The sequence below is a fragment of the Clostridium gelidum genome, assembly GCF_019977655.1.
Lineage (GTDB): Bacteria > Bacillota > Clostridia > Clostridiales > Clostridiaceae > Clostridium > Clostridium gelidum.
Genome location: NZ_AP024849.1, coordinates 2,965,134 through 2,991,492, shown reverse-complemented (window position 1 = coordinate 2,991,492; position 26,359 = coordinate 2,965,134). Strand labels below are relative to the sequence as shown.

The window sequence follows — 26,359 nt, the reverse complement described above, 5'->3', positions numbered from 1 at the left end:
AAATCATTCAGCAAGCTTAAATCCAATTCCCCAAACTGTTTTTATATACTCATTTTCACTATCTATTGCACTAATTTTTGAACGCAAGTTACTTATATGGACATTTATTGTATTGTCATCTCCAAAAAATTCTTCATTCCATACACGTTCAAACAGATTTGATTTAGTAAATACTTTTTTAGGATTAGTCATAAGTAAATCCATAATTGTAAATTCCTTCACAGTAACTTGTACCGGAGAACCCTTTACGCACATTTGCATTTGTTCTTTATCAATAGTTATTTCTTTATAAGCTAATACCAAGTTCTCTTCTTTATTTGCATTTGAAAACTCTGTATATCTTCTTAATTGAGCATTAACTCTTGCTACTACTTCATTTACATCAAAAGGCTTTGTTACAAAATCATCCGCTCCAAGCTCTAAAACATTTATTTTATCTTCTGGAGTAGTCTTAGCTGAAATAACAATTATAGGCATTTTCTTTTTCATTCTTATTTCAGATATTATTTGTTCACCAGTCATTCCTGGAAGCATTAAATCTAATAATATAAGCTGAAAATCTTGCAGATCTAAACACATTTTTGCTTCTGTGCCTGAAAAAGCTTGTTTTACATTATATCCTGCTTTAATTAGAATTCTATTTATTAATCCATTTATATCTGCATCATCTTCTACTACTAAAATATTTATATTTCTGTTTTCTTTCACAACTTGTACACCTATCCCTTCATCCCTATTTATATTTTACAGGTTATATTATTACATAAATTTGAAAGTTTTGCCATAAAATTAATAATGCTATAAACATATATTAATGTTTATAGCATTATTAATTTTATGAAAAGGAAAGAAAATAACAAATCTATGATGTAATTAGATGTTCTTATATGCTGAGATGTTCCGTATTGCAGCATAGCTTTAAACATACGCTTTACCTTCCCATTTTCTACTCTTCCATCTGTATATTACAAGTACTGCTCTAAAACATTCATCGCAAGTTAAACCAATCCATATTCCAATTAAACCAAGACCAAGCTTTATTGATAATATATATCCAACGCCTACAGCTATAGTCCACATAGAAAATATTCCTATATATACAGGAAATCTTACATCTCCTACTGCCTTAAGTGCACCAATTCCCACTATATTCGTAGCTCGTCCAACTTCCAGTATTACATCAATTGCAATAACTATAGATCCTAATTTAATGATTGCTTGATTTTGTGTAAATATCCTCATTAAAGGATGTCCGAGTATTGCAAACAAACCAGCCATTCCTGTAGATAATAAAATAGCAATTTTTATCGAATACCATCCAAAATTTAAGGTAGCATCATTTTTCTTCTCTCCAACTAAACGTCCTACTATTATTCCATTACCTTGTGCAAGGGCTGCTGAAAATAAAACTGCAAAGCTAACTATATTAATAACATAACTTCTTGTTGTAACTGTTTCTACGCTTATGGTGTTCATAAAACCCATAAGTACAAATTGAGCCAGACTATAAGACAAATTCTCGCCAGCAGAAGGAACTCCTATTGACAAGACATTTTTGAGATGCTTAATTGGAAGTGGGTATAATAACTTAATAGAATATCCTTTAAATATTTTTATATAGATAATTATACATAAAATACATAAACCAATGAATTTACTTATAGTTGTTCCAAGTGCTGAGCCTGTTATGCCAAGTTCTGGCGCACCAAATTTCCCGAATATAAGAATATAATTAAGAATTGCATTTATTACATTTACAAACAATGTGACATACATGCAAATCTTAACATATCCATGAGGTCTAAGTATTGCACTAATTGTCGATGATATTGCTTGAATAAATATAAAACCACCAACATATTTTAAATAATCATAAGCTAAGTATAATATATCACCAGACGTATTAAGCAATTTTAAAAATGCAATTCCAAAACATGCTAAAACAAAACTTAATAATATACCAACCAAAGCATTAAATCCCATTGATACACCGCAAAGTTGTATAATGTCATTATTCTTTTTTTCATCTCTATTAGCCCCTATATATTGAGCTACTAAAATTGAAGTTCCTGATGTTATTATTACAAACATCAAATTAATTATATTTATTATTTGATTTGAAACGCCAACTGCTGCAACAGCATTATCAGAATATCTACTTAACATTAAAGTATCTACCCCACCAAGAGTTGACAATAACAAACTTTCAATAAAAATGGGCCAAGTTATTCTAAGTAATTTCTTCTTCATTCTTTTGTTTTCATCCATTTTTAATACCTCTTACATGTTTTTATTTACCAAAATAATTATATTCTAAGTAAATTAATTATTCTATTGTGAGATATACTAAAATGTAAATTAAAATATATTTACATAGTCTATAAAAAATTAGGCACATTCAAAAAAATAACATGCAAAAATTCATATCTACTATTTTTTGAATATGCCATATAACTTTATTAATATTATTCAATAAATAACTTTTCTCCAACTAGTGCAAAACTTTGAAGAAGTAAAAAGCATTTAATATCAAATTTTTCTCGGCTTTGTATAAGTTCTTTTGCTTCTTCTTGAGATATAAGCATTGCTTCAATACATTCATCATCCTCAAGATGTTCATCGCTTATTTCACCTTCACAAATGCAATAAACAAAACTTAGCGATTCATCTGTCATACCTGCTGAAACATATACTTTATCAGTGCCTCTATTTTTAATTACATCTACTATCTTTAGACCTGTCTCTTCCATTAATTCTCTTCCGATTGTACTCTTTGCATCTTCACCCTTATCTATAAGACCTGCTGTTAATTCATACACATAATCATTAAGCGGAATTCTAAATTGCTTTATTATAACAAGCTTCTTTTCATCTTTATGATATGCTGCAATTATTACCCCATCAGCTGTATCTTCTTTATTTTCAAAGAATTGCTTTTGAAGAGTATCATTATCTTTTCTAGAAGCTACTGTCCATGTTCTTTTGTTTCCAACTTTATTTTCATATTCCGCCTCATATAAGCTTAAAAACTCAGTTTCTACTAAAGGTTTCAAATTAGTGACTTTATTTTTTTTCATAAGTCTGCATTCCTCCTACAATATATTTATAATAAAGGGTACTCCTTTTTTGTTTATTACAAAAGAGTACCCTTTGTCTTGATGATTTTTATTAAATATCTTTTATGCTTAAGCTTATTCTTTTATTCTCTTCATCTACACTTAAAATTTTAGCTTTAATTTCTTCTCCAACTTTTAAAACTTCTGATGGATGTTCTATTCTGTTATGTGAAATCTTTGAAATATGAACTAGTCCGTCAACTCCTGGTTCTAATTCTATAAAAGCGCCAAAGTCATTAAGTCTTACTACTGTACCTAAAACTATAGAATCTTCCGGATATTTTTCTCTAGCATTCTCCCAAGGTTTAGCAATAAGTTCTTTTATGCTTAAAGAAAGTTTTTTAGCATCTTTATCAAGACCTATAATTTTAACTTCAACAGTTTGGTTTATCTTTAATACATCACCTGCATTATTAACATGATTCCAAGAAATTTGTGATACATGTAATAATCCATCTATACCATTAATTTCAACAAAAGCACCAAAGCTTGTAAATCTCTTTATTTCGCCTTTAACAACATCTCCAAGGTTAAAATTTTCAAATATTTTTGCATCTTCTGCATTTTTAACATCTTCTAATAATATTCTTCTTGATGCTACTATTTTCACCGGCTTTTTTAAAGATAAATCTATTAATTTAACTTCTAAATTTTTCCCTACATATTCGCTTTTATCTTTAGTGAATTTAGTATCAATTTGTGATGCTGGTACAAAAATTCTAACACCATTATAATATGCAACTAATCCATTTTCACTTGCTTCTTTAATAGTTATTTCAAAGGTCTTTTCTTCCTTGAAAAGAGATTCTAATTCTTTAAAAGTTTCTTCTCCTTCATATTCCAATCTTGATAAAACTACATATCCATCACTATTTTGCAATTTTATAACCTTAGCATTAATAGAATCTCCAACACCTAGTTTTTCTGAAAATGTCACTGGATCTTCTTTAGCACATAGTTCTGTATAAGGAATAACTCCATCAGATTTATAACCTACAAGTGAAACTAAAATAGAATCTCTAGTTTTTGAAAGTATTTCACCTTGAACTTCGTCTCCAATAGCAAACCTTTTATCTAGCTCATTCATTAGTGACAATTGATCGTCAAAGTTATTATTTTCTGTATTCATAATATCAAGTACCTCCTTAATAATCCAATCTGGTGTAGATGCACCAGCTGTAACTCCTATTTTTTTCATATCATTATTTTTAATAAAATCAAGTGGTAATTCTGTAACATTTTCTATATGAATTGTATTTTTGCAATTTTCCTTTGCAATTTGATACAATTTAGTGGTATTTGAACTATTTTTTCCACCAACAACTATCATAGCATCTGCTTCTTTAGATATTGTATTTGTACTTTTTTGTCTAGCATAAGTAGCTGAACAAATTGTATTAAAAGCTAATACCTCTTTTACAGAACTTAAGTTTTTTAAAGTGTTTTCCCAATTCTTCATTTTTTCTGTTGTTTGAGCTACTACACATACCTTTTGGGGTATTGCTTCTTCAAAAGTACCATCTTTAGTAATAAGCGCTTTATCTTGACACCATCCATTAATTCCTATTACCTCCGGGTGATTTGAATCTCCTAATATTACTATATGATATCCTTCTTTTGAATATTTCTTAACCTTCTTTTGAATGTTCGTTACAAAAGGACATGTAGCATTTAAAATTGTTAATTTCTTTTTTTCAAGAATATCTAAAACCGCTTCAGAAACACCATGAGATCTTATAACAATTACATCACCCATGCTTAATTTATCTATATTTTCTAATTCTATAGAAAATATATTATTTTCTTCTAAAAACTTAACTACATCATTATTATGTATTAATGGACCTAAAGTATAAATTTTTGCATTATGTTCTTTTTGAATTTTAAGAGCTTCATTTACAGCTCGTGAAACTCCAAAACAAAAACCTGCATTCTTTGCTAAAATAACTTCATTCATTATAATCTCCTTGTGCTGCATATTTAAAATATCTCAGATCGCGATGTCTTATTTTAATTTTTCTATAAACTCACAAATTGTATTTACTACTCCATTAATATCTAAGTTCGTGCTATCAATTTCAACGGCGTCATCTGCCTTTTTTAGAGGGTCAAAAGCTCTATGAGTATCTTTATAATCTCTATCTATTATATCCTGTAATATTTGCTCATAGAGACATTCTAAATTTCTTTCTTGCAATTCCTTAAATCTTCTTTCTGCTCTTTCTTCTGGACTAGCTGTTAAGAAGAATTTGAATTTTGCATCTTTAAGAACAACAGTTCCAATATCTCTACCGTCCATAATTACATCAAACTTACTTGACATATCTCTTTGAAGTTTTACAAGTATAGATCTAACTTCTGGAATACTAGCATAACCAGATACAATACTGCTTATTCTTGGCATTGTTATTTTTTCTTGAATATTTTCACCATTTAAAATTAAGTCATCATCTTCAAAATGCATTTCCATACTACTTATTAAATTGCAAATTTCATCAACTTTTTCTGGTGATAAATTATTTTCCGTAGCTTCAAGTGCTACTGCTCTATACATTGCCCCTGTATTTATATACATAAGGTTATATTTTTCTCCAACTAATTTTGCTATGGTACTTTTACCTGCCCCAGCAGGTCCATCTATTGCTACTGAAATCCTCAAAATTTTCTCCCCATTTCTTGGCCTTATAAATTTATGCCTTCTATTTAAGATTATAGTATTTTTTACTTATTCAAACAAGAAAATATTAATATTAAATATTACTTCCAGCTATAAAGCCTGTTGAAAATGCAATTTGAACATTATAGCCTCCTGTAAAGGCATCTACATCCATTACCTCTCCAGCAAAAGAAAGATTATCTATTATTCTTGACTTCATGGTAGACGGATCAATTTCTTTAATATCTACTCCACCTTTTGTCACAATACCTTCATCTATTGGTCTTAAGCCTTTAATATCAAATGGTAAATTTTTAATTAAGTTAACTAAATTTTTTCTTTCTTCTTTTGTTATTTCATTTACCTTTTTAGTTTCTGAAATTCCTGAATACTCAATAATCATTGGAATTAACTTTTGTGGTAATAATTCATCCAAAGAATTTTTAAAGTCTTTATTTAAGTACTTACTAAAATCTTTTTGAATCCTTTTATCTAATTCGCCTAAATTTAAGGCTGGTTTTAAATCTATATGTAATGTATAATTTTTGCCTTTTTTTACAAACCTACTCCCACTTAATATAAGTGGACCTGACACACCAAAATGTGTAAATAACATTTCTCCAAAATCCTTATAAACTATAGTTTTATTGTTTTCCTTAATTGTAACTTCTACATTTTTTAGAGATAATCCCATAAGTTCTTTTGTCTTTGCATCTACAACTTCTATTGGTACAAGTGCTGGAGTTAAAGGTATTATATTATGCCCTAGCATATTTGCAAATTTTTGGCCTTCTCCACGTGATCCTGTAAGTGGATAGGTTGCTCCACCAGTTGCAATAATAAACTGATCTCCGCTTAAAATTTCATCATTATTTATTTCAAGTGCTGTTATTTTTTTATCCTTAAATTTAATATTTGTAACTTTAGAATTTAATCTTATTTTTACTTTAGTTCTACTTAAGGCATTAGACAAACCTTTTATAATATCCGAAGATTTATCAGATTCAGGGAAAACTCTATCCCCTCGTTCTACCTTTAACTTAATTCCTTCACCTTCAAAGAAATTCATAGTATCATCATTAGTAAAACTATATAATGAACTATATAGAAAATGTGGATTACCTGGAATGTACTCAAAAAACTCAGATATATCTTTTGCATTAGTAACATTACATCTTCCCTTACCAGTAATAAAAAGCTTTTTACCAATTCTTTCATTACCATCTAATAATATTACCTCATGTTTTTTTGATGCTTGCAGAGCTGCCATCATACCTGCTGGCCCTGCGCCTATAACAATAACTTTACTCAATTTTTAAAATCAGCTCCAATCTGTTATCTACTTTATCAAGTTCAACTAAGATTCAGGTGGGGTTTCATCCCCATCTGAATCTTAGTTGAACTTATACCCTCAAGGGGCACAATGTCCAGGAGCGTGCAGCCGTTATCTCCCACTGTGAAAGTGGGAGTGTTACGGATGCTAGCTATCGGATAAATAAGTAGCGTATTTAATAAATTATATCATACAAATATTCGATATAAAAATAGCTTGAATATATTTTAAACACTATATCCAAGCCATTTAACTATATTATTATCTATTATCTACTTTTTCTGGATACATATCATGATTCATCATTCTATAATTTTCCATTTCTTCAAACTTTGTGTTCTTCATTCCATAGTTGCAATATGGATCTATACTTATTCCACCTCTTGGAGTAAACTTGCCCCATACCTCTATATATTTTGGATCCATAAGTTTGATTAAATCCTTCATTATTATATTCATACAATCTTCATGAAAATCCCCATGATTTCTAAAGCTAAATAAATATAGTTTCAAAGATTTGCTTTCTACCATTTTTACATTTGGAATATAGCTTATATAAATTGTTGCAAAATCAGGTTGACCTGTAATAGGACAAAGGCTCGTAAATTCTGGGCAATTAAATTTCACAAAATAATCATTACCAGGATGCTTATTATCGAAAACTTCTAATACTTCAGGATTATATCCATAATCATACTTTGTTCCTTGATTTCCAAGTAGTGATATTCCTTCAAGTTCTTTTGACTTTCTTCCACTTTCGCTCATTATTTTTCTCCTTTAAAATAAATTGTTTGTTATTTTGAGAATATTATTTATTATTATTATTTTTACTTAATAAATAATTGTCTAATCCATTTTTTCTAAGTTTACAAGCTGGACATTCTCCACATCCATCTCCGATTACTCCATTATAACAAGTAAGAGTTTTTTCTCTTATATAATCTAACTTTCCAAATTTATCTGCCATTTCCCATGTTTGTTCTTTGTCTATCCACATTAATGGAGTATGAACTACAAAATCATAATCCATAGCTAAATTTAAAGTAACATTAAGGGATTTTATAAATACATCCCTACAATCAGGATAACCACTAAAATCTGTTTCACATACTCCTGTTACAATATGTTTTGCACCTTTAACCTTAGCGAGTACTCCTGCAAAAGTTAAGAATAACATGTTTCTTCCCTCTACAAATGTTGATGGAGGTTCTCCGTTTTTACCCATTTTAATTTCAATATCATCTCTTGTAAGTGCATTTGGTGCTAATTGATTAAGTAATGCCATATCTAATATATGGTGCTCTACTCCTAATTCCTTTGCTATTTCAGTTGCACATTCTATTTCTTTTCTATGTTTTTGATTATAGTCAAAGGTAACTGCTATAACCTCATCAAATTCCTTAAGTGCCCAAAACAAACATGTAGTAGAGTCTTGACCACCACTAAATACAACTACTGCTTTTTTATTCATATATAATTCCTCCAATTTGATTCAGTTGACAGTTTACAGTGCACAATTAACAGTTATTGATGAAACCCCAAAGGATTTTGTTCCTTAACTATTAATTGCTAACTATTAACTGTTAACTGATTTAATTATTTCATAATTAACAAAGCTTCTTGTCTTAACATATCATTAGTTTGAAATTTCCCAGTAAAAGTCGTTGTAGTAGTAAGTGTTCCAGGTTTTTTTATCCCACGTGACGTCATGCATCCATGTTCTCCAGTAATAAGAACACCAACATTACTACTTTTTGTAACCATAGAAACTATTTCTGCAATATCACTGCCAATTCTCTCTTGAAGCTGAAGTCTTCTTCCAACCATATCTGCTATTCTTGAAATTTTACTAAGGCCTATTATTTTTTCATTTGGTATATATACTACTGTAACTTTCATATTGTACATAAGCGCTAAATGATGTTCACAATAACTATGAATTGGTATATCGCGAACTACAACCATATTATTATAAGCTTCAGACATGAATTCTTCATTCTCAAATGTAGTCCCAAACATTTGTGCTATTTCCTCATTTGAAAAAGTCATTCCTTCAAAAACTTCTTCATACATTTTAGCAACCCTCTTAGGTGTATCTAATAATCCTTCTCTATTTGGATTATCGCCAAGTGCAATTAAAATTTCTCTTATACATTCCTCTATCTTTTTGGTATCTATCTTCTTTGACATATTCAATCCTCCAAACTTTTCCTAATTGACAATGTACAATTGACAATTAAGGATGATATTCCTTCGGAATATCTTTATTTATTATTTATTTTTTCAAACTCCTCTGGAAAAGTGAGCGTCCAAATCTTGTATTTGGTATCTTGAACCTTCTCTGTGAGTTTTGTTTCTCAATTGTCAATTGTTATACTCCTCTTGCATTTTTATTCCAAATAATCTTATGAAGTTGTGCTTGTAATCTAACTTTGTTTAATTTTTTATCTTTCATAAACTCTACAATTTCTTCCATATCTATATTCCCCGAAACTGGACTTAAATAAACCAAGCATTTAGAAGTTAAATCATATTTAATTATAAGCTCATAGGCCATTTCTAAGTCTTCCGTGCTTCCTACAACAAACTTATATACATCACTATTTTCTACAACGTTTAAATTATTCAAATTCATTTGACTTGTCATATTACTACTTGGCAATTTAAAATCTACTATGTAACTTATATTGTTTTTCTTATGTCGCGTCTTAAATGGTTGTATATCTACAGCTCCATTTGTTTCTATATGAATCTTTAAATTATCATCTTTATTTAAAATATCTAAAAGTTCATCTATATTTTCTTGAATAAGTGGTTCTCCACCAGTCAAAGTAACATTTGTTACCCCAGTTTCTTTTATGTAATTATAAATTTCTTTAGGAGTTAATATTTCAAGTGTACTCTCTTTATCCCATGAATAAGTAGTATCGCACCAAGAACATCTTAAATTACAACCTTGAAATCTTATAAAAGTCGCAAGTTCCCCAGAACTTGGACCTTCTCCGTCTACTGATAAAAATTTTTCTACTATGTTAAACATCTATAATCCTCCAATTAATCTTCTGTGTATATGCAACTATTATTAGGCGTTTCAAATAATTCCACTTGACACACCTGTAATCCATTAATTTTTAATCTATTGAAGATATCTTTAGACATCTCCTCCGCAGTTGGCCTATAATTTACAAAATATATATCAAAGTCATTTGGAAGTTCTTCTAATTTCTTAGCTAAAGCTCTTCCTTCTTCATTATCTTCAATAATTAGCTTGTGATCAAAAATATCTGCAATTTCTTTTAAAGCATCTTTAAAATTTGTAAAATCATCAACCATACCTCTAAGCTGACCTTCTGCAATTAAGGTTTCTGATTTTAACATTACAATTAGCTTATATCTGTGTCCGTGAATATTAGAACATTTTCCTTTATATCCACTTAAATAATGTGCCATATCAAATTGTACTTCACTTTTTATTTTAAACATAATTTTCTCCTTACTTAATTACTACAATGATATATTTTTATACGCAAAAAGGTTAATTTTGCCATGACTAAAACCAGTACAACAAAATCAACCTTAAATTCTTACTTAATTTAAAATTAAATTGCCTAGTTTTGTTTAAGGACAGGATGGTCTAACGAACTGTCCATTATTAAATTTTATACTGGTAATGATAACATATTTCATTTAAATATGCAATCCTTCTGTCGTATTCTAATTCAATGTGTTATAATTAGAAAGAATAAAATAAATTATCGTTACGTTGAGGAGGTCTTTCATTGGAAACCAAAATGGGATTTAGGCATAAATTTGCATATAGTTTTTTCGATTTTGCAGCCTATAAAGAATTTTTAGTACAAGGACTTGGAAAATCAATTTTATATATGTTTCTAGTTACTTTAATATTTTCTACTATATCCAATATAAATATAATAGACAAATTCAATTCTGAACTATCTAATGTAGAAACAACTTTTATACATAGTGCACCAAATTTTGAACTTAAAAATGGTACATTATCAGTAGGTTCAGATGAACCTATTTACTATAAATATGATGATCAACAACTTATTGTTGATACTAGTGGGAAAACGAATAAATCAATTTTAGACTCATATAGTGATGGTATATATATAAATTCAGATGAACTTATTATGAGACAAAAGTATACTACATTACAAACTCTAAAATTTTCGAATTTTCCCGAATTAAATATAACAAAAATATCTATACAAGATAGTATGTCTGCATTGAAAATTATTTTTCCAGTATTACTCTTATTTTTAAATCCAATAATTGCATTTTTATTGAATTTAATTTCAGGATTTTTAATAATAGGTCCTTTAAGTTTATCCATTAGTGGTGTTATGGGTGTGAAATTTAAGTGTTCTGAATTATGTATTTTAAGCTTTTATGCAATGACACTACCACTATTACTAGAATCTTTAATAAGTATATCAGGAATAGATGTACCTGAATTTTATGTTATTTTCTATGTACTTTCTTTAGTTTATTGTGGATTAGCTATTAATAAAATTAAAAACATTGATAAATCTAATTTAAATTTATCAAAATAGACTTTAAATTAGAAAAAATAAATTTTACTTTTAAATTAAAGTTAAATTTATTTTTTACTAGAAATTAATAAAAGAGTAACGTTCTATTTTATAACGTTACTCTTTTTTAGTATATATAATAAAAAAACTTAGTTGTTTAAAATAAACTTATTAATTGCCTCCGCAACACCGCCTTCATTATTATTTGCTTTACACACATAATCAACTTGTTTTTTTATGTCATCTACAGCATTATTTACTGCAACACTTAGTCCTGCAGACTTAAGCATTGCTAAATCATTGAAATTATCTCCAATTGCCATTATTTCATTTTGTTTTATACCCAATCTTTCAGCCAATTCAAGAAGTCCTATTCCTTTATCTATTCCCATTTTATTAAATTCCATATATCTATTAGAAGAAAAGGTGACAGTAACTTTATTGTTTATTATATTTTTAATTTCATCTCCAATACTTATCAAATAATCTCTGTTCAAGTTTTGAAATAAAACTTTTGCAATTGGAATATTCTTTAAGAACTCAATTGAGTTACTGTTCATTTTTTTAAATCCTTTGAGCCTTTGAGATACATATGTATGTTCATCTTCATTTAAATTAAATATAAAAACATCATCTTTAGTATATACATGAATACACACATCTTTTGTTAATCCGACTTCAAATAATTCTTTTGCTAAATCAAAATCAATACCATTGAAATTTAAAATGTTAAAATTCTTACTTTCTACTATACTTGCACCATTAAATGAAATAATGTATTCATCTTCTTTATCATATAATCCTAAGTCTTGGAGGGTGCTCCTTATTGATTTATGACCTCTTCCTGTTGCAGGTACAAACTTAACACCCATTTTACTTGCTTCATTAATAGCTTCTATATTTACCTTTGGAATAATATTATCATCTCCGATTAAAGTTTCATCTAAATCACATGCAATTAATTTATACATATATCAATCTCTCCCATACCTATTTCTATAATTTATAGTTACATGTGCTTTGACTATATACCTTAACAAATCTTTATTCAAATATTAAGTAACTACTTATCTATATAATAGCACGTTAGTGAATATAAGATATTCCTTATTAACTTTTAGTTATATATTACTTCTTTTGTTATTTGTTTTTATATATAACATAGTGTTTTATTTACTTTTAGTAACACTAAATCAGAATTGCCACTAAACTATAGGAAGATTTTGTTATTTTTGAGTAAATGTAAATACTGAAGTAATATGAAGTATATCAAGCACTATAACTATGTTTATAAAAATTAAAACTCCACATAATATATCTTCTACCTTACTATTTGTTTTTACACTGCCTAAAGAAAATTTCTTTTTACTTAAAGGATAAAACCAAGGTAATCCCCCAATCGTAAAACTGTCTAAAAGTAAATGTGATAATACACCTAAAAACAATCCTTTTATACCAACTAGAAGTAATTTATCATTAATCATTCCAATACTTATTGAATATAAAAGCAAGTACATAAGTGGGGCATGAAACAATTTTCTATGTCCTGCAAATTTATTTATTGCTTTAGAAATTGTTTTTGCTTTTTTACCAATATAACTATTTTTATGATCAATATCAGGAAATATGCTTCCAACTACAGCTCCTCCTAAAAATACTCCTGTAGATATTATAGAAGTATTTGACATTTGTAAATTCACATATAGTCCTACTAATATTCCACCATTTATATGTGTTTTGTAATTCATTTTTTATACTCCTACTATTCATTTTTCATCTTTTGTTTGAATTTCTTCATTGTGCTATTATACTATAGATTTATCATATGTCAAAAACTATGGATAAGTAGATTTAGCTATCATTTATGCCACTCTATTGATTTATATCTTAACCATTAAAATCCCACTAAAAAACTAATATTTTTAGTGGGATTTTATTTTATTTTATATGTTTAATATCATTTTTTTTTGAGCAAATATTTTTGGATTTGCATCCATTACAACCACTATTACATTTTCCTTTTGAAGAATTTTTTAAAGACTTAACTATTATAAATCCAGCAAAAAAAACTATTATAGTTGTAATTATTATTTCTAACATTTAAGCTTCACCTACCTATAGTATCGAATTTTCAAGGTAAATACTGATAATTGAGTTAATAGTAGTTAGAATATTAAGCTACCTATGTTAAATACCAAGAAGGCAGCAATCCATGCAATTATTAATTGAAAAAATATTGAAAATAAAGTTAACTTTGTCCCATATTCTTTTTTCATAGTTCCAATTACAGATATACAAGGCGTATACAGCAATATGAATACTAAGAACGCATAGGCTGAAAGTTCCGTAAAATGAGCTGGTAAAATAACTGATAAATCTCCAGCAAATATTACTTGCATTGATGCTAAAACTGATTCTTTAGCAAGTAAGCCAGAAAGAAGTGACACTGCTGATTGCCAATTGCCAAAACCTAGTGGTGCAAATATTGGTGCTATTACGCCACCTATAGATGCTAATATACTATCATTTACTTCATTTACCATTCCATGAAGATTAAAGTTTGATAAAAACCATATTACAACGCTCATTGCAAATATAAGAGTTGCTGCTTTATTTAAAAAGCTCATAGCTTTATCTTTTGTTTGTTTATATATTGAAGAAAGTTTTGGCATTTTATATTCAGGAATTTCAATCATAAAAGGTTCTTCATCCTTTTTAAAATATGTATGTTTAAATAATATTCCAAGTAAAAATGCAACTATTATTCCAAGTAAATATAATGAAGAAACTACAAGTCCTCTATGAGACGTAAAAAACACTGCTGCAAAAACTGTATAAACAGGTAATCTTGCATTACAAGACATAAACGGTACAAGCAATGCTGTAAGTTTCCTATCTTTTTCACTTTCTAGAGTTCTAGCAGTCATTATTGCTGGAACTGTACATCCAAAACCTATTATCATAGGTATAAATGCCTTACCTGAGAGTCCCATCTTTCTCATTAACTTATCCATCATAAATGCCACTCTTGCCATATACCCACTATCTTCTAATATAGTTATACACATAAACAATACTAAAATTATTGGCAATAATACTATTATTCCTCCGACTCCAGAAATTATTCCATCTACTATAAGAGACTTAAACCAAGGAGACGAATTTAAGAGGAGATTACTTACAGTTGGAATTAATATATCATTTAAAAATCCATCCAATAAATCTGAAATAGGTTGTCCAACCCAAGAAAATGTTAGTTCAAACATTAAAGCCATTAGCAATATAAAAATTGGATAAGCAAGAACTGGATGTAATACCCACTTGTCCATTTTTTCAGTTATAGTTGCTTCCTTTTTCTCTTGTTTTGTAATGCTTATACTTAACACCTTTTCAATAAATGCATAAGCTTCCTTTTCAGAAGAAAAATTGTACTTATCTGAATCTAATGGTACAGCAAAATTTCCTTTTTGTAGTCTTTCTTCAATTTTATCAATACCTTCATTTTTTCCTGCAACAATAGGAATAACTTCTACATTTAATTCTTCTGATAATTTTTTATAATCAATAACTATTCCTTTACTTTCAGATACATCAATCATATTTAAAGCTAATATGATTGGTATATTAAATTCTTTAAGTTGAGTTGTAAGATATAAATTTCTATTAAGATTTGATGCATCGACAATGTTTAATATTAAATCTACATTTCCTTCTTCTAAAAATTTTTTAGAAACTTTTTCTTCATTTGAGAAAGTATCCATAGCATATATTCCTGGCAAATCTACAATTTTAATATCCTTAGAAAGAAAACCTTCCTTTTTATCTACAGTTACACCTGGCCAATTACCCACATATTGATTTGAGCCTGTAAGTGCATTATATAACGTGGTTTTTCCTACATTAGGATTACCAAGTAAAGCTACATTTATCATAAATTTAAGTCTCCCTTATTTGTGCTAATAATTCTCGCTTTAATTAGCTTTATTTAATTTTTTATGTGGTGTATAAAAATTTAAAATTACTTATTTTTCTAACAATATATATTTAGCATCATTTTTTCTAATAGCTAAATCAAATCCCCTAAAATTTATAATTATTGGATCACCTAGTGGTGCGCGTCTTCTAAACTCTACTTCTGTACCTTCAATACATCCTAAAGCAAATAATCTTTTTATTAATTTTGAATCGCCTCTAATAGATGCAATTATTCCTTTTTCTCCTGGATTTAAACTACAAATACTCATTTGGCACCTCCTAATTGAAAATACTTATCATATAATTAAGAATATCATTATTATTGCTTAATTGCAAGAAAAAAATGATGTTTTCAAGCATCATTTTTAATCATAGTAATTATTTTTCATTCTAATTTAAGCTAGAAGTTAACCAACTAGTATTTGTATACAACTATATATATAATTTTATTACTTAAGATGTTTTATTAGATTAAATAGCATAAAATCTACATTGCATATATGACGTCCAAAAGATTTCATATGTATTAAATCCCATATTTTTTAATATCTCTAAATGTCAAGTATTGTAATTGAAAAATATGATTTATTAAACCATGCTTTATGTTTTCTACAGACTCTTTATCCTTGCCCTTAGCTTCTTGGAAACTTCCTCATCTATTAAGTCCAATTAAAGTTTCACTTTCACTTAAAGGCTTAATATTTTCAAAACTAATATATATTCCACCTTCATTTAATAAATCATAGCAATTTTTAATTAAATTTTTTTACTTAAATTAGCTATTTACTACATTTATGTGACCTGTTATTACAAACTAATAATATTTATATTAGTTTTATCGATAACTAAATATAAGAGTAATTAAAGAAAGAAGGAATATATTATGATGATAGGTTCTTCATCAAAACAATCACTACATTTATCAATTTCAAACAGTTATCAATCTATAGATGATAATAATAAAATTCCAAAGTGTAAAAAAGAAAACACTACAGAAAAAAATACTTCTATTAAAAATAATGTTAATAATCCTTTAAAGAAAAACGATCCATTAAAAGATTTAATGGAGCAAAAACAAAAAATATCTGATAGTAGACAGAAGTACTTGGATGATGCTTTTAGTAAAAATGAATCTTCTGAATCTATTAAATCAAAGCTAGCAGAATATGACAAACAGATTTCTGAAATTGATAAGCAGATAAACGAACTTAAATTAGCGGAACAAAAGAAAAAGATAAGCCCTGACGATAAAGCTAAAAAAAATGACAAGGAAAAAGATAATTTAAATAGCACTGATACACAGGGTAATTCCAAGTCAGATAAAAGTACCGAAATGATGAATAAGCTTGTAAGTCTTTCAAATAATATATCACAAGCTAAAACCCTTTCTGCTGAGAAATCTTCAGAGGTAAGTGAAATAAAAGTTTTAGAATGCGAAATAAAGAGAGATGAAATAAGAAATCCGGTTGGTAATGCCCGTAAGCAAAAACATGTTGCTAAGTTAGAAGACAATATCGAAAAAATGGAAGAAACTATTGATGATAAATTAAATCCTAACAGCTCAAATGATAATTCGAATAATGTCGTTAGTAAAAGTGAAAATTCTAAAGAAGAACAATCTACAAAAAATGCAGATGGATCTGTAAAAGATTCAAAACTTTTGCAAACTGCAAAAAAATATAAAGACAACATTGATAACACTACTCAGACAAATGGTCAAAAAATTAATTCTGTAGCTTAGAAAAATTTAACCTGTAAATAAATTTATTACAGGTTAAATTTTTATTTTGTTTCCTAATTAAATTAGATGTATAATTTTTTATGAGGTGATTAGAATATGCTAAAAATAGCCATTTGTGAAGATGACAATATTCAAAGAAAAAGTATAGTAAATATGATTGAAACATATTTAGGTGCTATTGATAAAAGATGCAAGACATTTGAATTTATTAGTGGTGAGGAGCTCCTCTTGTCTATAGATAACTTTGATATATACTTTTTGGATATACAAATGGATAATTTATCTGGAATAGATACAGCAAAAAGAATTCGGTTAATACATGAAAAAGCAATAATTATATTTACAACGGGCTTCAAAGATTATGTTTTTGATGCTTTTGATGTAAATGCTTTTCATTATATCCTTAAACCTATTGATGAAAATAAGTTTAAGGACATACTATACTCAGCTGTAAAATTAATATCAAAAAAATATAAGTTTCTTATAGCAAAAACCATTAATTCTTCTGCTAAAATTCTTTTAAAAGACATAATATACATAGAGTCTGATCAACGAAAAATTAGAGTTCATACTACTTATGATATAATTGAATATTACTATAAAATATCTGATCTTGAAAATGAACTTTCAGAAGATAACTTTTTTAGATGTCACAAATGCTATATTATAAATCTTGAGTATGTTCAAAGCTTTGACAATACATTTATAATCCTTAAAAATTTTGAAAAAGTATATATTTCAAGAAAAAGATTATCAGATTTTTCAAAAGCATTTATGTACTATCTAAAAAATGAGGAGTTTTAATATGGATTATAATTCAATTGCTCAAATTGTCGGAGTTTTACCAGATTACTTAACTTTACCTCTATTATACATAATTAGATATTACTTTTATAAGAAATTCTTAGGCTTTAAAAAGGAAATTTGGACTTATATTTTCGCCACATTGCTTTTAGTTATATTTGAAATTTTAACTAATAATTTAATACCTAATATTTTAGTAATGATTTTAAGTGATATACTATTACTTTTTACGATGCACCTTATATGCCAAGGAAATCTTATAATAAAACTTTATGCTATAGTTGTTGAAAACATTATATTACTGCTTGTTAATTTGATTTTCTTGCCGTTTGAGCTTTGGGTTAATCCTATTATAAATAATATTGATATGTCATTTAAGCAACGTATGCTTATAAATTTTACACATAATACTATTCTTGATATTTTAAATTATATAATCCTATATATGTTATTAAAAAGAGTTACTTATTACTTAAATTTGAAAGATAAATTTCTTAATGTATCTCAAAGCATATATTTACTCCTTCCTTGTTTATCAGGTTATGGATTAGCCTTAATTTTTTATCTTATTCAAGAAGTTAAAATAGATAATAAAATATATTATTTACCTAATATAGCTCCAAAGGTTTATTATATAATACTACCTTTTATATGCTTTTTATTTTTAATATCTATTCCTATTAGTGCTTGTACCTTTAAAAATATGATTGAATCAGAAGAAAATAAACACAAAAATATAATTATAAAACAACAATTTGCATTGCAACTTAATCATATTAAAAATATTGATAGTATTTATTTAGGAATAAGAAAAGTAATTCATGATATGAATAATCATATTTCTTGTTTGAAAAATTTAGCTGATAATAACAATCTTGATGAAATAAAAAAGTATTTACATAATATTAGTAAAACTGTAGGTAAATTAGACTTCGAAATTAAAACTGGAAATCCAATAAGTGATGCAATCATTAATGAAAAGTTTAATATTTCACAAACTGAAGGAATAAACTTTATATCTGATTTTATTCTTCCACCAAAGATTTTTTTAGAATCTATTGATTTATGTGTAATTTTAAGTAATGCTCTAGACAACTCTATCGAAGCTTGCAGAAAAGTCACTAATTCTGATATTGAAAAAAAGATATCCATAAAATCTTATATAAGAGGCTTATATTTAATAATTGAAATATCTAATTCTAGTATGGAAAAGCTTATGTATATTGATAATAAAATTATAAGTAGTAAATCTAATATAGAGAATCATGGTATTGGACTTTCAAATATAGAAGATGTAGTAAAAAAATATAATGGAGTTCTTGATGTAATAGAAGAAAAAAATTATATTACTCTCTCTATAATGATTAAAGTTAATTAAAGGAGAAATCAACTTCTTTTGCTCAATCTAATTCATATCTAAGTAAAATGACTTTTACATTCTTATTGAATTTTAATATTTTCATAATGTATAGAAGGATTAGTTATAATTCTGATTTAGTATATAACATAAGAATAGATAATGAAGCCCTCAAGATTTTTAGAATCTTGGGGATTTCATTATCTATAATATTAATATCCAATTGTACTTTATAACATTTTTATATATACACTACTCTTCATCATCCATTTCTCGTCTCGGAGATAAAGGCATATTCCATGCACTATGGTCAGTATGAAGTAATTTGTGTGATTTATGTGATAGTGGTTTTTCCATATAATCAGCATAAAGTTTTATTATAGAAGGATTCTCATGTGAAAATCTAAGTGTAGACTTTTTATCAAGTCCATATAAATTATCTGCACGTACCTTTGCTAGTTCTAAGCCATCACAAATTGGCTGTCCACCACCACCTGAGCATCCACCAGGACATGCCATAACTTCTACAAAATCATAGTTAACCTTTCCTGATCTTATTGCTCTAATTAATTTTCGAGTATTTCCAAGTCCACTTACTATTGCCACTTTTATAGGAATTCCTGTGATTTCAAAAGTTTTTTCCTTCCATCCAGCCATGCCGCGTACTTCTTTAAATGCATCTGGATCTGGATTTGTACCTGTAGCTAAAAAGTATGCTGATCTAAGCGCTGCTTCCATAACTCCTCCTGTAGCACCAAAAATTACACCTGCACCTGATCCAACTCCAAGAGGCATATCAAATGCTTCTCCTTTTAAATCCTTTGGAATAATATGCTCTGCTCGTATCATCCTATCAACTTCACGTGTTGTAAGAACTAAATCAACATCTGGTCCTGCTCCCGCATCATTCATAATAGGAATTTCACATTCATGCTTTTTAGCTACACATGGCATAATTGAAATACAATAAATCTTTGATGGATCTACATTTAGAAGCTTAGCATAATAACTCTTTGCAACAGCTCCAAACATTTGTTGTGGTGATTTTGCACTTGAAAGTTGGCCTACCATGTCAGGATATTGTGATTTCAAGAAACGCACCCAACCTGGACAACATGATGTAAACATAGGGAATACATGGTTTTCTCTGTCCTTTAGTTTTTCTAAAAACTCACTTCCCTCTTCCATAATAGTAAGGTCTGCACTAAAATTTGTATCAAATATATAATTAAAACCCATTCGTCTAAGCGCTGCAACAAGGCGTTCTACGGTTGCTTCCTCGCGAGAAAGTCCAAGAGATTCTCCCCAAGCTGCACGAACCGCAGGTGCAATTTGTACTACTGTAATCTTATCTGGGTTTGCTAAAGCTGAAAAAGCCTTTTCTGTATCATCTCTTTCTCGAAGAGCTCCTACAGGACAATGAGTAATACATTGCCCACATAATGAACAATCTGAATTTTTAATTTTTCTATTATGTGAAACGTCTACTGTAGTTCTCGAACCAGTGTTTGCAACATCCCAAATATTAAGACTTTGTATTTTATCACAGACTTGAATACAACGCATACATTTAATACATTTTCCAGCATCACGTATTAATGGAAAACTTTCATTCCATATGTATGGTTCAACCTTTTTATCATAATTTAATTTTATTATTCCTAAATCATTAGAAACTTCTTGCAAATTACAATTACCACTTCTTATACAGAATGCGCAATTACAATCATGCTGCGATAAAATAAGCTCCACATTTGTTCTGCGAGTTTCACGAACCCTAGGACTATTTGTAAATATCTCCATGCCATCTTCTGCAATGTTATTACAAGCAGGCAGTAATTTATCTTTCCCTTTTACTTCAACAACACACACACGGCATGCACCTATTTCATTAATTCCTTTCAAATAGCAAAGACTTGGGATAGGGATGCCAATAAGTGCTGCTGCATCTAAAATGGTAGTACCTTCTTTTACTTCTACTTCAATATTATCAATTTTAAATTTTACCATTTTTTTATCCTCCCACCCTTAAATACTCCATATCCAAAATGATCACATCTAAGACATCTAGAAGATTCTTGATTTGCCTCTGCACATGTCATTCCACATTCTATAAGTTCAAAATCATTTTTACGCTCAGTTGCATCTCGCTCTAGCATATTGACTCTACCACATGCTGGTCTATCATCAATTCTTGCAGTTGGAATTTCAACATCGCAACTTATAATATGATTATAGCCTAGATAGTTATCAATATTTGCAGCTGCTACTTTACCTGCTGCAATTGCACGAATAACAGTAGCTGGACCAGTTACACAATCACCACCTGCAAATATTCCAGGACTATTTTCAATACCACTAGAACTTAATGCCTCAATAGTACCCCTTTTTACTGGTACACCATATTCAGCAAAATATTCAGATTCTATACCTTGACCAATTGCTATAATGACTACATCACATGAAATTCGCACTTCTTCTTCTTCTGAATTTACTATTGTAGGACGACCGCTTCCATCAATCTTTCCAATTATTTGAGGTTTTACCCATAACGCTACAACATTGCCATCCTTGTCACTTTCAATTCGTAGTGGTGCTTGAAGTGTTAATATTTCAGCACCTTCAGCAATAGCGCCTTCTACTTCATCAGGAAGTGCTGTCATATCAATCTTTCTGCGTCTATATACATTACATACTTTTTTTGCACCAAGACGTACCGAAGATCTTGTGACATCCATGGCTACATTTCCACCACCGATTACTATAACTGTTTTTCCTGCAAAATCTGGTAGATTATTATCTCCAATAGCACGTAACATTTCTACTGCTGAAATAACACCTTTACTATCTTCTCCCTCTATACCTATTTTTTTGTCTGTATGTGCACCAATAGCAATATAAAGTGCATCATATTTATTTTTAAGGTCTAACATAGTAAGATCACGACCAATATTAATACCAAATTTTACTTTTACGCCAGTAGAAATAATAGCTTCAATATCTTCATCGAGTCTTACTCTTGGAAGACGATAATTTGGAATGCCATAGCGAAGCATACCCCCTAGTTTAGAACGTTTTTCGTAAATTACTACTTGATGCCCCATAAGAGAAAGAAAATATGCAGCACTTAATCCTCCAGGTCCCCCTCCAACAACTGCAACAGTCTTACCAGTAGCTGGGGCACAGACTGGTACTGGCACTTTTCCTGCATGATCAACAGCATAACGCTTAAGACCACGAATATTTACTGAATCATCTATCATATTACGCCTACATCTAGCCTCACATGGATGTTCACAAATAAGCGCACAAGCAGTTGGGAAAGGATTATCCTTTCTAATAAGACGAACTGCATCAGCATTTCTTCCTTCAGATATTAACGCAATATATCCAGGAATATCTACTCCAGCAGGACACAATGCGACACATGGAACTGGCTGATCCAAATTACAAATACATCTATCATTTATTATATGTTCAACATAATCATTTTTGAAACCGGTAACACCTTTTAGTACCATATTAGCGGCTTCATAACCAATTGCGCAATCTGCAGAATTTGAAATTACTCTTGCTGTTTTCTCAATTAGATCAATAGTATCGAGTGTTGCATTACCATCTAAAACATCATTAAGTAAATTTTCTAACTGAGCTAGTCCAACTCTGCATGGAACACATTTTCCACAAGTTTGTGCATGACACAGTTTTAAAAAGGAAGCTGCCATATCTACTGGGCAAAGTCCCGGAGGACTGGCAGTAATTCTACGTTCTAAATCTTTATAAAGGCCTTCCACTACGGTTTGTGCCCTATTTGGTGTAGTAATATCAAGTCTACTCATTTTTGCTCCTCTCCGCATGATTTTGTCATGCCTTACAAATAAAAAATGTAATTTTAATAAAATTCTATGTAAACATTTACTTATATTGATTATACATTATTTTAATGAACTTTTCAAAACATATATTTTTAATTATTAGTAGCAAAGATTACATATTTATTTTCTATAATTTCCCGCATTAATATTTTATTCACCTTTTGCATTAATATGCTATTTAAAATCTTTCATTTTTTCAAATTGACAAAATATCAAGCCTATATTTATTCACTTTAATGATTGAAACAATTTTTATGCAAAATTAAAAACCACCAACTAATTAATATATTAACTAATTGGTGGTTAAGCAAATCCTAACCCTTTTCTACAAATAATTTTCTAATCCATTATTATAGTATAAAACAAACTATTGTAAATAATAACAGAATTTATTGTAAAAAAATGCCCAAAGACATATACTTAATTATAGTATATATCTTCATATTACATAAAAAGATAATCTGTAAAGGAGGATTTACGTTGGGTAAAAATAAACAAATTGTAAAGGTTTTAGTTCTTTTATCTGTTCTTATATTGCTTTTTATTTGTTACAATCAGATTAATAAGAAGCACTCCAATTTACAAGTTAAACCGTCATCCCAAACAGCAGAATTGAAGGAATCCTTAAACTTCCGTATTACTTGGAAGTCTTATTCAGGTCGTGGTGAAGCTATAAAAAAAATCGTAGCAAGTTATAATGGACTTAATCAGACGCCTTATCACGTTACAGTCATTGATGGTGATGAAGATTTGAAAACCATCGAAACCCTTCTAAGTACAAGCAATACCCCTGAATCATCTACAAATGTAGCCACATCCAGTACTATCGATATTTATATGCTTCCCTATCGTTATGTTCAATATTTCGGTTATAAAAATAAGCTAGATAATTTGACTCAAGACTTTACCGTAGAAAAAGAATATTTTTTCAGGAATTTATGGAAACTTGGTATCGTAGATGATAATGTTTATGGAATTCCTTGGTTGGGTCATACAATGGGGCTTATTTATAATCAAAATTTACTTAAAAAAGCTGGTGTTGATCCAGACCAGATCAAAGATTTGAATTCCCTTGTTGCCGCATGTGAAAAGGTTGAAAAATCTACAGCTGCAAAGGGTATAGGTCTGGTTGGTGCCGAACATAATGATGTTTCATGGATGGTAAATCAGTTTATTTATGGCTTTGGTGGTTCTCTTGTCAGCGAAGATGGTTCCAAAGTGACGATTAATTCCGATAAATCAAAGGCAGCTCTAGAATTCTATAAAAAAATTCTTGGTGCACATGCTCAAGAGAGTTGGAAAACCGATACTGGGGTTGAGGTCATGAATACCTTTAGAAATCAGAAAATTGCTTTTGAAATACAAGGTTTGTGGGGCGTGACTGATATTTGGAAAAGTGGAAATACATTTAAAACTGGTGTTATTCCTTTAGAGAGCATCGGTTTATATCCAGAAGTTGGGCCTATGATGGTTGCTATTCCTACTAATCTTGCTACTCAAAAAAGAACAGCTGCTATGGACTTCATCCGTTATCTAATATCATCAAAAGGCCAAGAGCAGATTATGGATGGCGAGTACAGTCCAGAACACGATGCTTATTATCCATTCCGGATTCCAGTACGAACAGATAGCGCTCAAAGTGATATTTTTAATGAGTATCCAGAATTCGCAAAGTTTATTGGCGGTTTTAGCAACCCAAGCATTGATGTTCCTGTCCCTTTGTGGCAGAATATTAAGGATGAATACTACGCACCGGGTCTACATTTAGTCATGGAAGATCAGCTTTCCATCGATGATTTCCTTAAAAATATTGAAAAACAAGGCAACAAAATATTAAATAACAAAAATTAGGGGGATACCATATGAATGCAAAAATTTTGATTGTTGATGATTCTGCAACAGATCGAATGATTATCAGCAATATACTGAGTGATTGTGAATTATTTAAGGCTTGTGATGGAATTGAAGCCATGGATATCTTGATAAAACAAGATATTGATTTGATTATTTTAGATATAAATATGCCTAGGATGAATGGGTTCCAAGTGCTGAAAGCACTAAGAGATGATCCTGTTCTCAGTAAGATTGCAACTATAATTTTAACTAACTATGACGAAACAGAGAATGAGATAAAAGGGTTAGAATTAGGTGCTGTAGATTACGTTCGAAAACCCTTAAACCTAGAATCCCTTCGCAAAAGAATCGAAGTTCATACTAATATTCGACAAGCACAAAAAATCATTGAATCTCACAACATAATATTAGAAGAAACTGTCCGTGAAAGAACAAATGAACTTGTTATGACTATAGATATAACTATTCACGCTTTAATAGGTCTCTTGGAGGTTCGAGATATTGAATCGAGCAATCACACTAAGAGAACTCAACATATGATATTAAAATTGAGTGAACACCTATCTTTGAAGCCTGAATATAAAAACATTTTAACAGAAGACTATATTACTGAACTCTATAATACCTCTCCACTACATGATATCGGGAAAGTTGGAATTCCTGACAGCATTTTACTAAAACCAGGAAAGTTGGATACAGATGAGTTTGAAATTATGAAAAAACACACTACCTTTGGTATTGAAGCTTTAAGTTATAATTCACACGTTGAGAATATCCCCTCTTTTATTAGAACGGCAATAGACGTGGCAGGTACTCACCATGAACGCTATGACGGTTACGGTTATCCTTATGGGCTGAAGGGTACCATGATTCCTCTTGCCGGTAGATTAATGGCTATTGTTGATGTATATGATGCCCTAACCAGTAAACGCGTATACAAACCGGCTTTCAATCATGAATATGCGTTAGATATTATTAAAAGTGAAAGTGGAAAGCAATTTGACCCAGAACTAGTTTCAGCTTTTATGGAGATTGAACAGGAAATTAAAAAAATTTCTATGCATTTTACGCAAAATAACAAGGAGGGATAAC

The 26,359-nt window shown here is 29.3% G+C and carries 24 protein-coding genes; 6 read left to right on the top strand and 18 right to left on the bottom strand.

Annotated elements, in window-relative coordinates; all coding sequences use genetic code 11:
* Nucleotides 1-3: 3 nt before the first annotated feature.
* From psyc5s11_RS13415 to psyc5s11_RS13365, 11 genes are all read right to left on the bottom strand, one after another.
* Nucleotides 4-708 (bottom strand): response regulator transcription factor, encoded by a 705-nt coding sequence (locus psyc5s11_RS13415; RefSeq protein WP_224038069.1) that lies wholly within the window; start codon nt 706-708, stop codon nt 4-6.
* Between the two features lie 210 nt (nt 709-918).
* A complete protein-coding gene (locus psyc5s11_RS13410; RefSeq protein ID WP_224038068.1) occupies nt 919-2,268 on the bottom strand; it encodes an MATE family efflux transporter in 1,350 nt (449 codons plus the stop codon).
* Between the two features lie 197 nt (nt 2,269-2,465).
* Entirely contained in the window at nt 2,466-3,077 is a 612-nt protein-coding gene (locus tag psyc5s11_RS13405; RefSeq protein ID WP_224038067.1) for an NUDIX hydrolase, read from the bottom strand.
* A 91-nt stretch (nt 3,078-3,168) separates the two neighbouring features.
* Nucleotides 3,169-5,073: a bifunctional 4-hydroxy-3-methylbut-2-enyl diphosphate reductase/30S ribosomal protein S1 gene (locus tag psyc5s11_RS13400; RefSeq protein WP_224038066.1), complete on the bottom strand. Its 1,905-nt coding sequence runs from the start codon at nt 5,071-5,073 to the stop codon at nt 3,169-3,171.
* Nucleotides 5,074-5,121: 48 nt separating this feature from the next.
* Entirely contained in the window at nt 5,122-5,775 is a 654-nt protein-coding gene (gene cmk / locus psyc5s11_RS13395; protein WP_224038065.1) for a (d)CMP kinase, read from the bottom strand.
* 91 nt (nt 5,776-5,866) lie between these two features.
* Nucleotides 5,867-7,084 carry a BaiN/RdsA family NAD(P)/FAD-dependent oxidoreductase gene (locus psyc5s11_RS13390; RefSeq protein WP_224038064.1) on the bottom strand — a complete coding sequence of 406 codons (1,218 nt, stop codon included), beginning with the start codon at nt 7,082-7,084 and terminating at the stop codon, nt 5,867-5,869.
* Nucleotides 7,085-7,366: 282 nt separating this feature from the next.
* Nucleotides 7,367-7,870: a preQ(1) synthase gene (gene queF, locus psyc5s11_RS13385; protein ID WP_224038063.1), complete on the bottom strand. Its 504-nt coding sequence runs from the start codon at nt 7,868-7,870 to the stop codon at nt 7,367-7,369.
* 43 nt (nt 7,871-7,913) lie between these two features.
* Nucleotides 7,914-8,576: a 7-cyano-7-deazaguanine synthase QueC gene (gene queC / locus psyc5s11_RS13380; protein WP_224038062.1), complete on the bottom strand. Its 663-nt coding sequence runs from the start codon at nt 8,574-8,576 to the stop codon at nt 7,914-7,916.
* Nucleotides 8,577-8,701: 125 nt separating this feature from the next.
* A complete protein-coding gene (gene folE / locus psyc5s11_RS13375) occupies nt 8,702-9,295 on the bottom strand; it encodes a GTP cyclohydrolase I FolE (protein ID WP_224038061.1) in 594 nt (197 codons plus the stop codon).
* A 181-nt stretch (nt 9,296-9,476) separates the two neighbouring features.
* Nucleotides 9,477-10,145, bottom strand: a complete 669-nt coding sequence (queE, locus tag psyc5s11_RS13370; protein ID WP_224038060.1) for a putative 7-carboxy-7-deazaguanine synthase QueE — start codon at nt 10,143-10,145, stop codon at nt 9,477-9,479.
* Nucleotides 10,146-10,159: 14 nt separating this feature from the next.
* Nucleotides 10,160-10,588, bottom strand: a complete 429-nt coding sequence (locus tag psyc5s11_RS13365; RefSeq protein ID WP_224038059.1) for a 6-pyruvoyl trahydropterin synthase family protein — start codon at nt 10,586-10,588, stop codon at nt 10,160-10,162.
* Nucleotides 10,589-10,884: 296 nt separating this feature from the next.
* Between psyc5s11_RS13365 and psyc5s11_RS13360 the strand changes: the two genes are divergently transcribed.
* Complete coding sequence (locus tag psyc5s11_RS13360) at nt 10,885-11,682, top strand: DUF1189 domain-containing protein (RefSeq protein WP_224038058.1); 798 nt, start codon at nt 10,885-10,887, stop codon at nt 11,680-11,682.
* Nucleotides 11,683-11,810: 128 nt separating this feature from the next.
* On the opposite strand, the gene psyc5s11_RS13355 is transcribed toward psyc5s11_RS13360, so the two are convergent.
* The 5 genes from psyc5s11_RS13355 to psyc5s11_RS13335 form a co-directional block, all read right to left on the bottom strand.
* Nucleotides 11,811-12,632, bottom strand: a complete 822-nt coding sequence (locus tag psyc5s11_RS13355; protein ID WP_224038057.1) for a Cof-type HAD-IIB family hydrolase — start codon at nt 12,630-12,632, stop codon at nt 11,811-11,813.
* Between the two features lie 255 nt (nt 12,633-12,887).
* Entirely contained in the window at nt 12,888-13,409 is a 522-nt protein-coding gene (locus tag psyc5s11_RS13350) for a metal-dependent hydrolase (RefSeq protein WP_224038056.1), read from the bottom strand.
* A 190-nt stretch (nt 13,410-13,599) separates the two neighbouring features.
* On the bottom strand, nt 13,600-13,761 hold the full coding sequence (locus tag psyc5s11_RS13345) for a FeoB-associated Cys-rich membrane protein (protein WP_224038055.1): 162 nt from the start codon (nt 13,759-13,761) through the stop codon (nt 13,600-13,602).
* A 65-nt stretch (nt 13,762-13,826) separates the two neighbouring features.
* Entirely contained in the window at nt 13,827-15,593 is a 1,767-nt protein-coding gene (gene feoB, locus psyc5s11_RS13340) for a ferrous iron transport protein B (RefSeq protein ID WP_224038054.1), read from the bottom strand.
* 90 nt (nt 15,594-15,683) lie between these two features.
* Nucleotides 15,684-15,905: a FeoA family protein gene (locus tag psyc5s11_RS13335; protein ID WP_224038053.1), complete on the bottom strand. Its 222-nt coding sequence runs from the start codon at nt 15,903-15,905 to the stop codon at nt 15,684-15,686.
* Nucleotides 15,906-16,519: 614 nt separating this feature from the next.
* Here psyc5s11_RS13335 and psyc5s11_RS13330 point away from each other — a divergent pair.
* From psyc5s11_RS13330 to psyc5s11_RS13320, 3 genes are all read left to right on the top strand, one after another.
* On the top strand, nt 16,520-17,377 hold the full coding sequence (locus psyc5s11_RS13330; RefSeq protein ID WP_224038052.1) for a hypothetical protein: 858 nt from the start codon (nt 16,520-16,522) through the stop codon (nt 17,375-17,377).
* A gap of 96 nt (nt 17,378-17,473) precedes the next feature.
* The gene (locus psyc5s11_RS13325) at nt 17,474-18,181 is read left to right on the top strand and encodes a LytR/AlgR family response regulator transcription factor (RefSeq protein WP_224038051.1); all 708 of its coding nucleotides are present in this window, start codon (nt 17,474-17,476) and stop codon (nt 18,179-18,181) included.
* Nucleotide 18,182: 1 nt separating this feature from the next.
* A complete protein-coding gene (locus tag psyc5s11_RS13320; RefSeq protein ID WP_224038050.1) occupies nt 18,183-19,559 on the top strand; it encodes a sensor histidine kinase in 1,377 nt (458 codons plus the stop codon).
* Nucleotides 19,560-19,790: 231 nt separating this feature from the next.
* On the opposite strand, the gene psyc5s11_RS13315 is transcribed toward psyc5s11_RS13320, so the two are convergent.
* Both psyc5s11_RS13315 and psyc5s11_RS13310 read right to left on the bottom strand, forming a co-directional pair.
* Nucleotides 19,791-21,548: a [FeFe] hydrogenase, group A gene (locus tag psyc5s11_RS13315; RefSeq protein ID WP_224038049.1), complete on the bottom strand. Its 1,758-nt coding sequence runs from the start codon at nt 21,546-21,548 to the stop codon at nt 19,791-19,793.
* Nucleotides 21,542-23,377, bottom strand: a complete 1,836-nt coding sequence (locus psyc5s11_RS13310) for an NAD(P)-binding protein (protein ID WP_224038048.1) — start codon at nt 23,375-23,377, stop codon at nt 21,542-21,544. The genes psyc5s11_RS13315 and psyc5s11_RS13310 overlap by 7 nt, the downstream gene beginning before the upstream one ends.
* Nucleotides 23,378-23,893: 516 nt before the next feature.
* Between psyc5s11_RS13310 and psyc5s11_RS13305 the strand changes: the two genes are divergently transcribed.
* Both psyc5s11_RS13305 and psyc5s11_RS13300 read left to right on the top strand, forming a co-directional pair.
* Complete coding sequence (locus tag psyc5s11_RS13305) at nt 23,894-25,264, top strand: ABC transporter substrate-binding protein (RefSeq protein WP_224038047.1); 1,371 nt, start codon at nt 23,894-23,896, stop codon at nt 25,262-25,264.
* 11 nt (nt 25,265-25,275) lie between these two features.
* Complete coding sequence (locus psyc5s11_RS13300; protein WP_224038046.1) at nt 25,276-26,358, top strand: HD-GYP domain-containing protein; 1,083 nt, start codon at nt 25,276-25,278, stop codon at nt 26,356-26,358.
* Nucleotide 26,359: the final 1 nt, after the last annotated feature.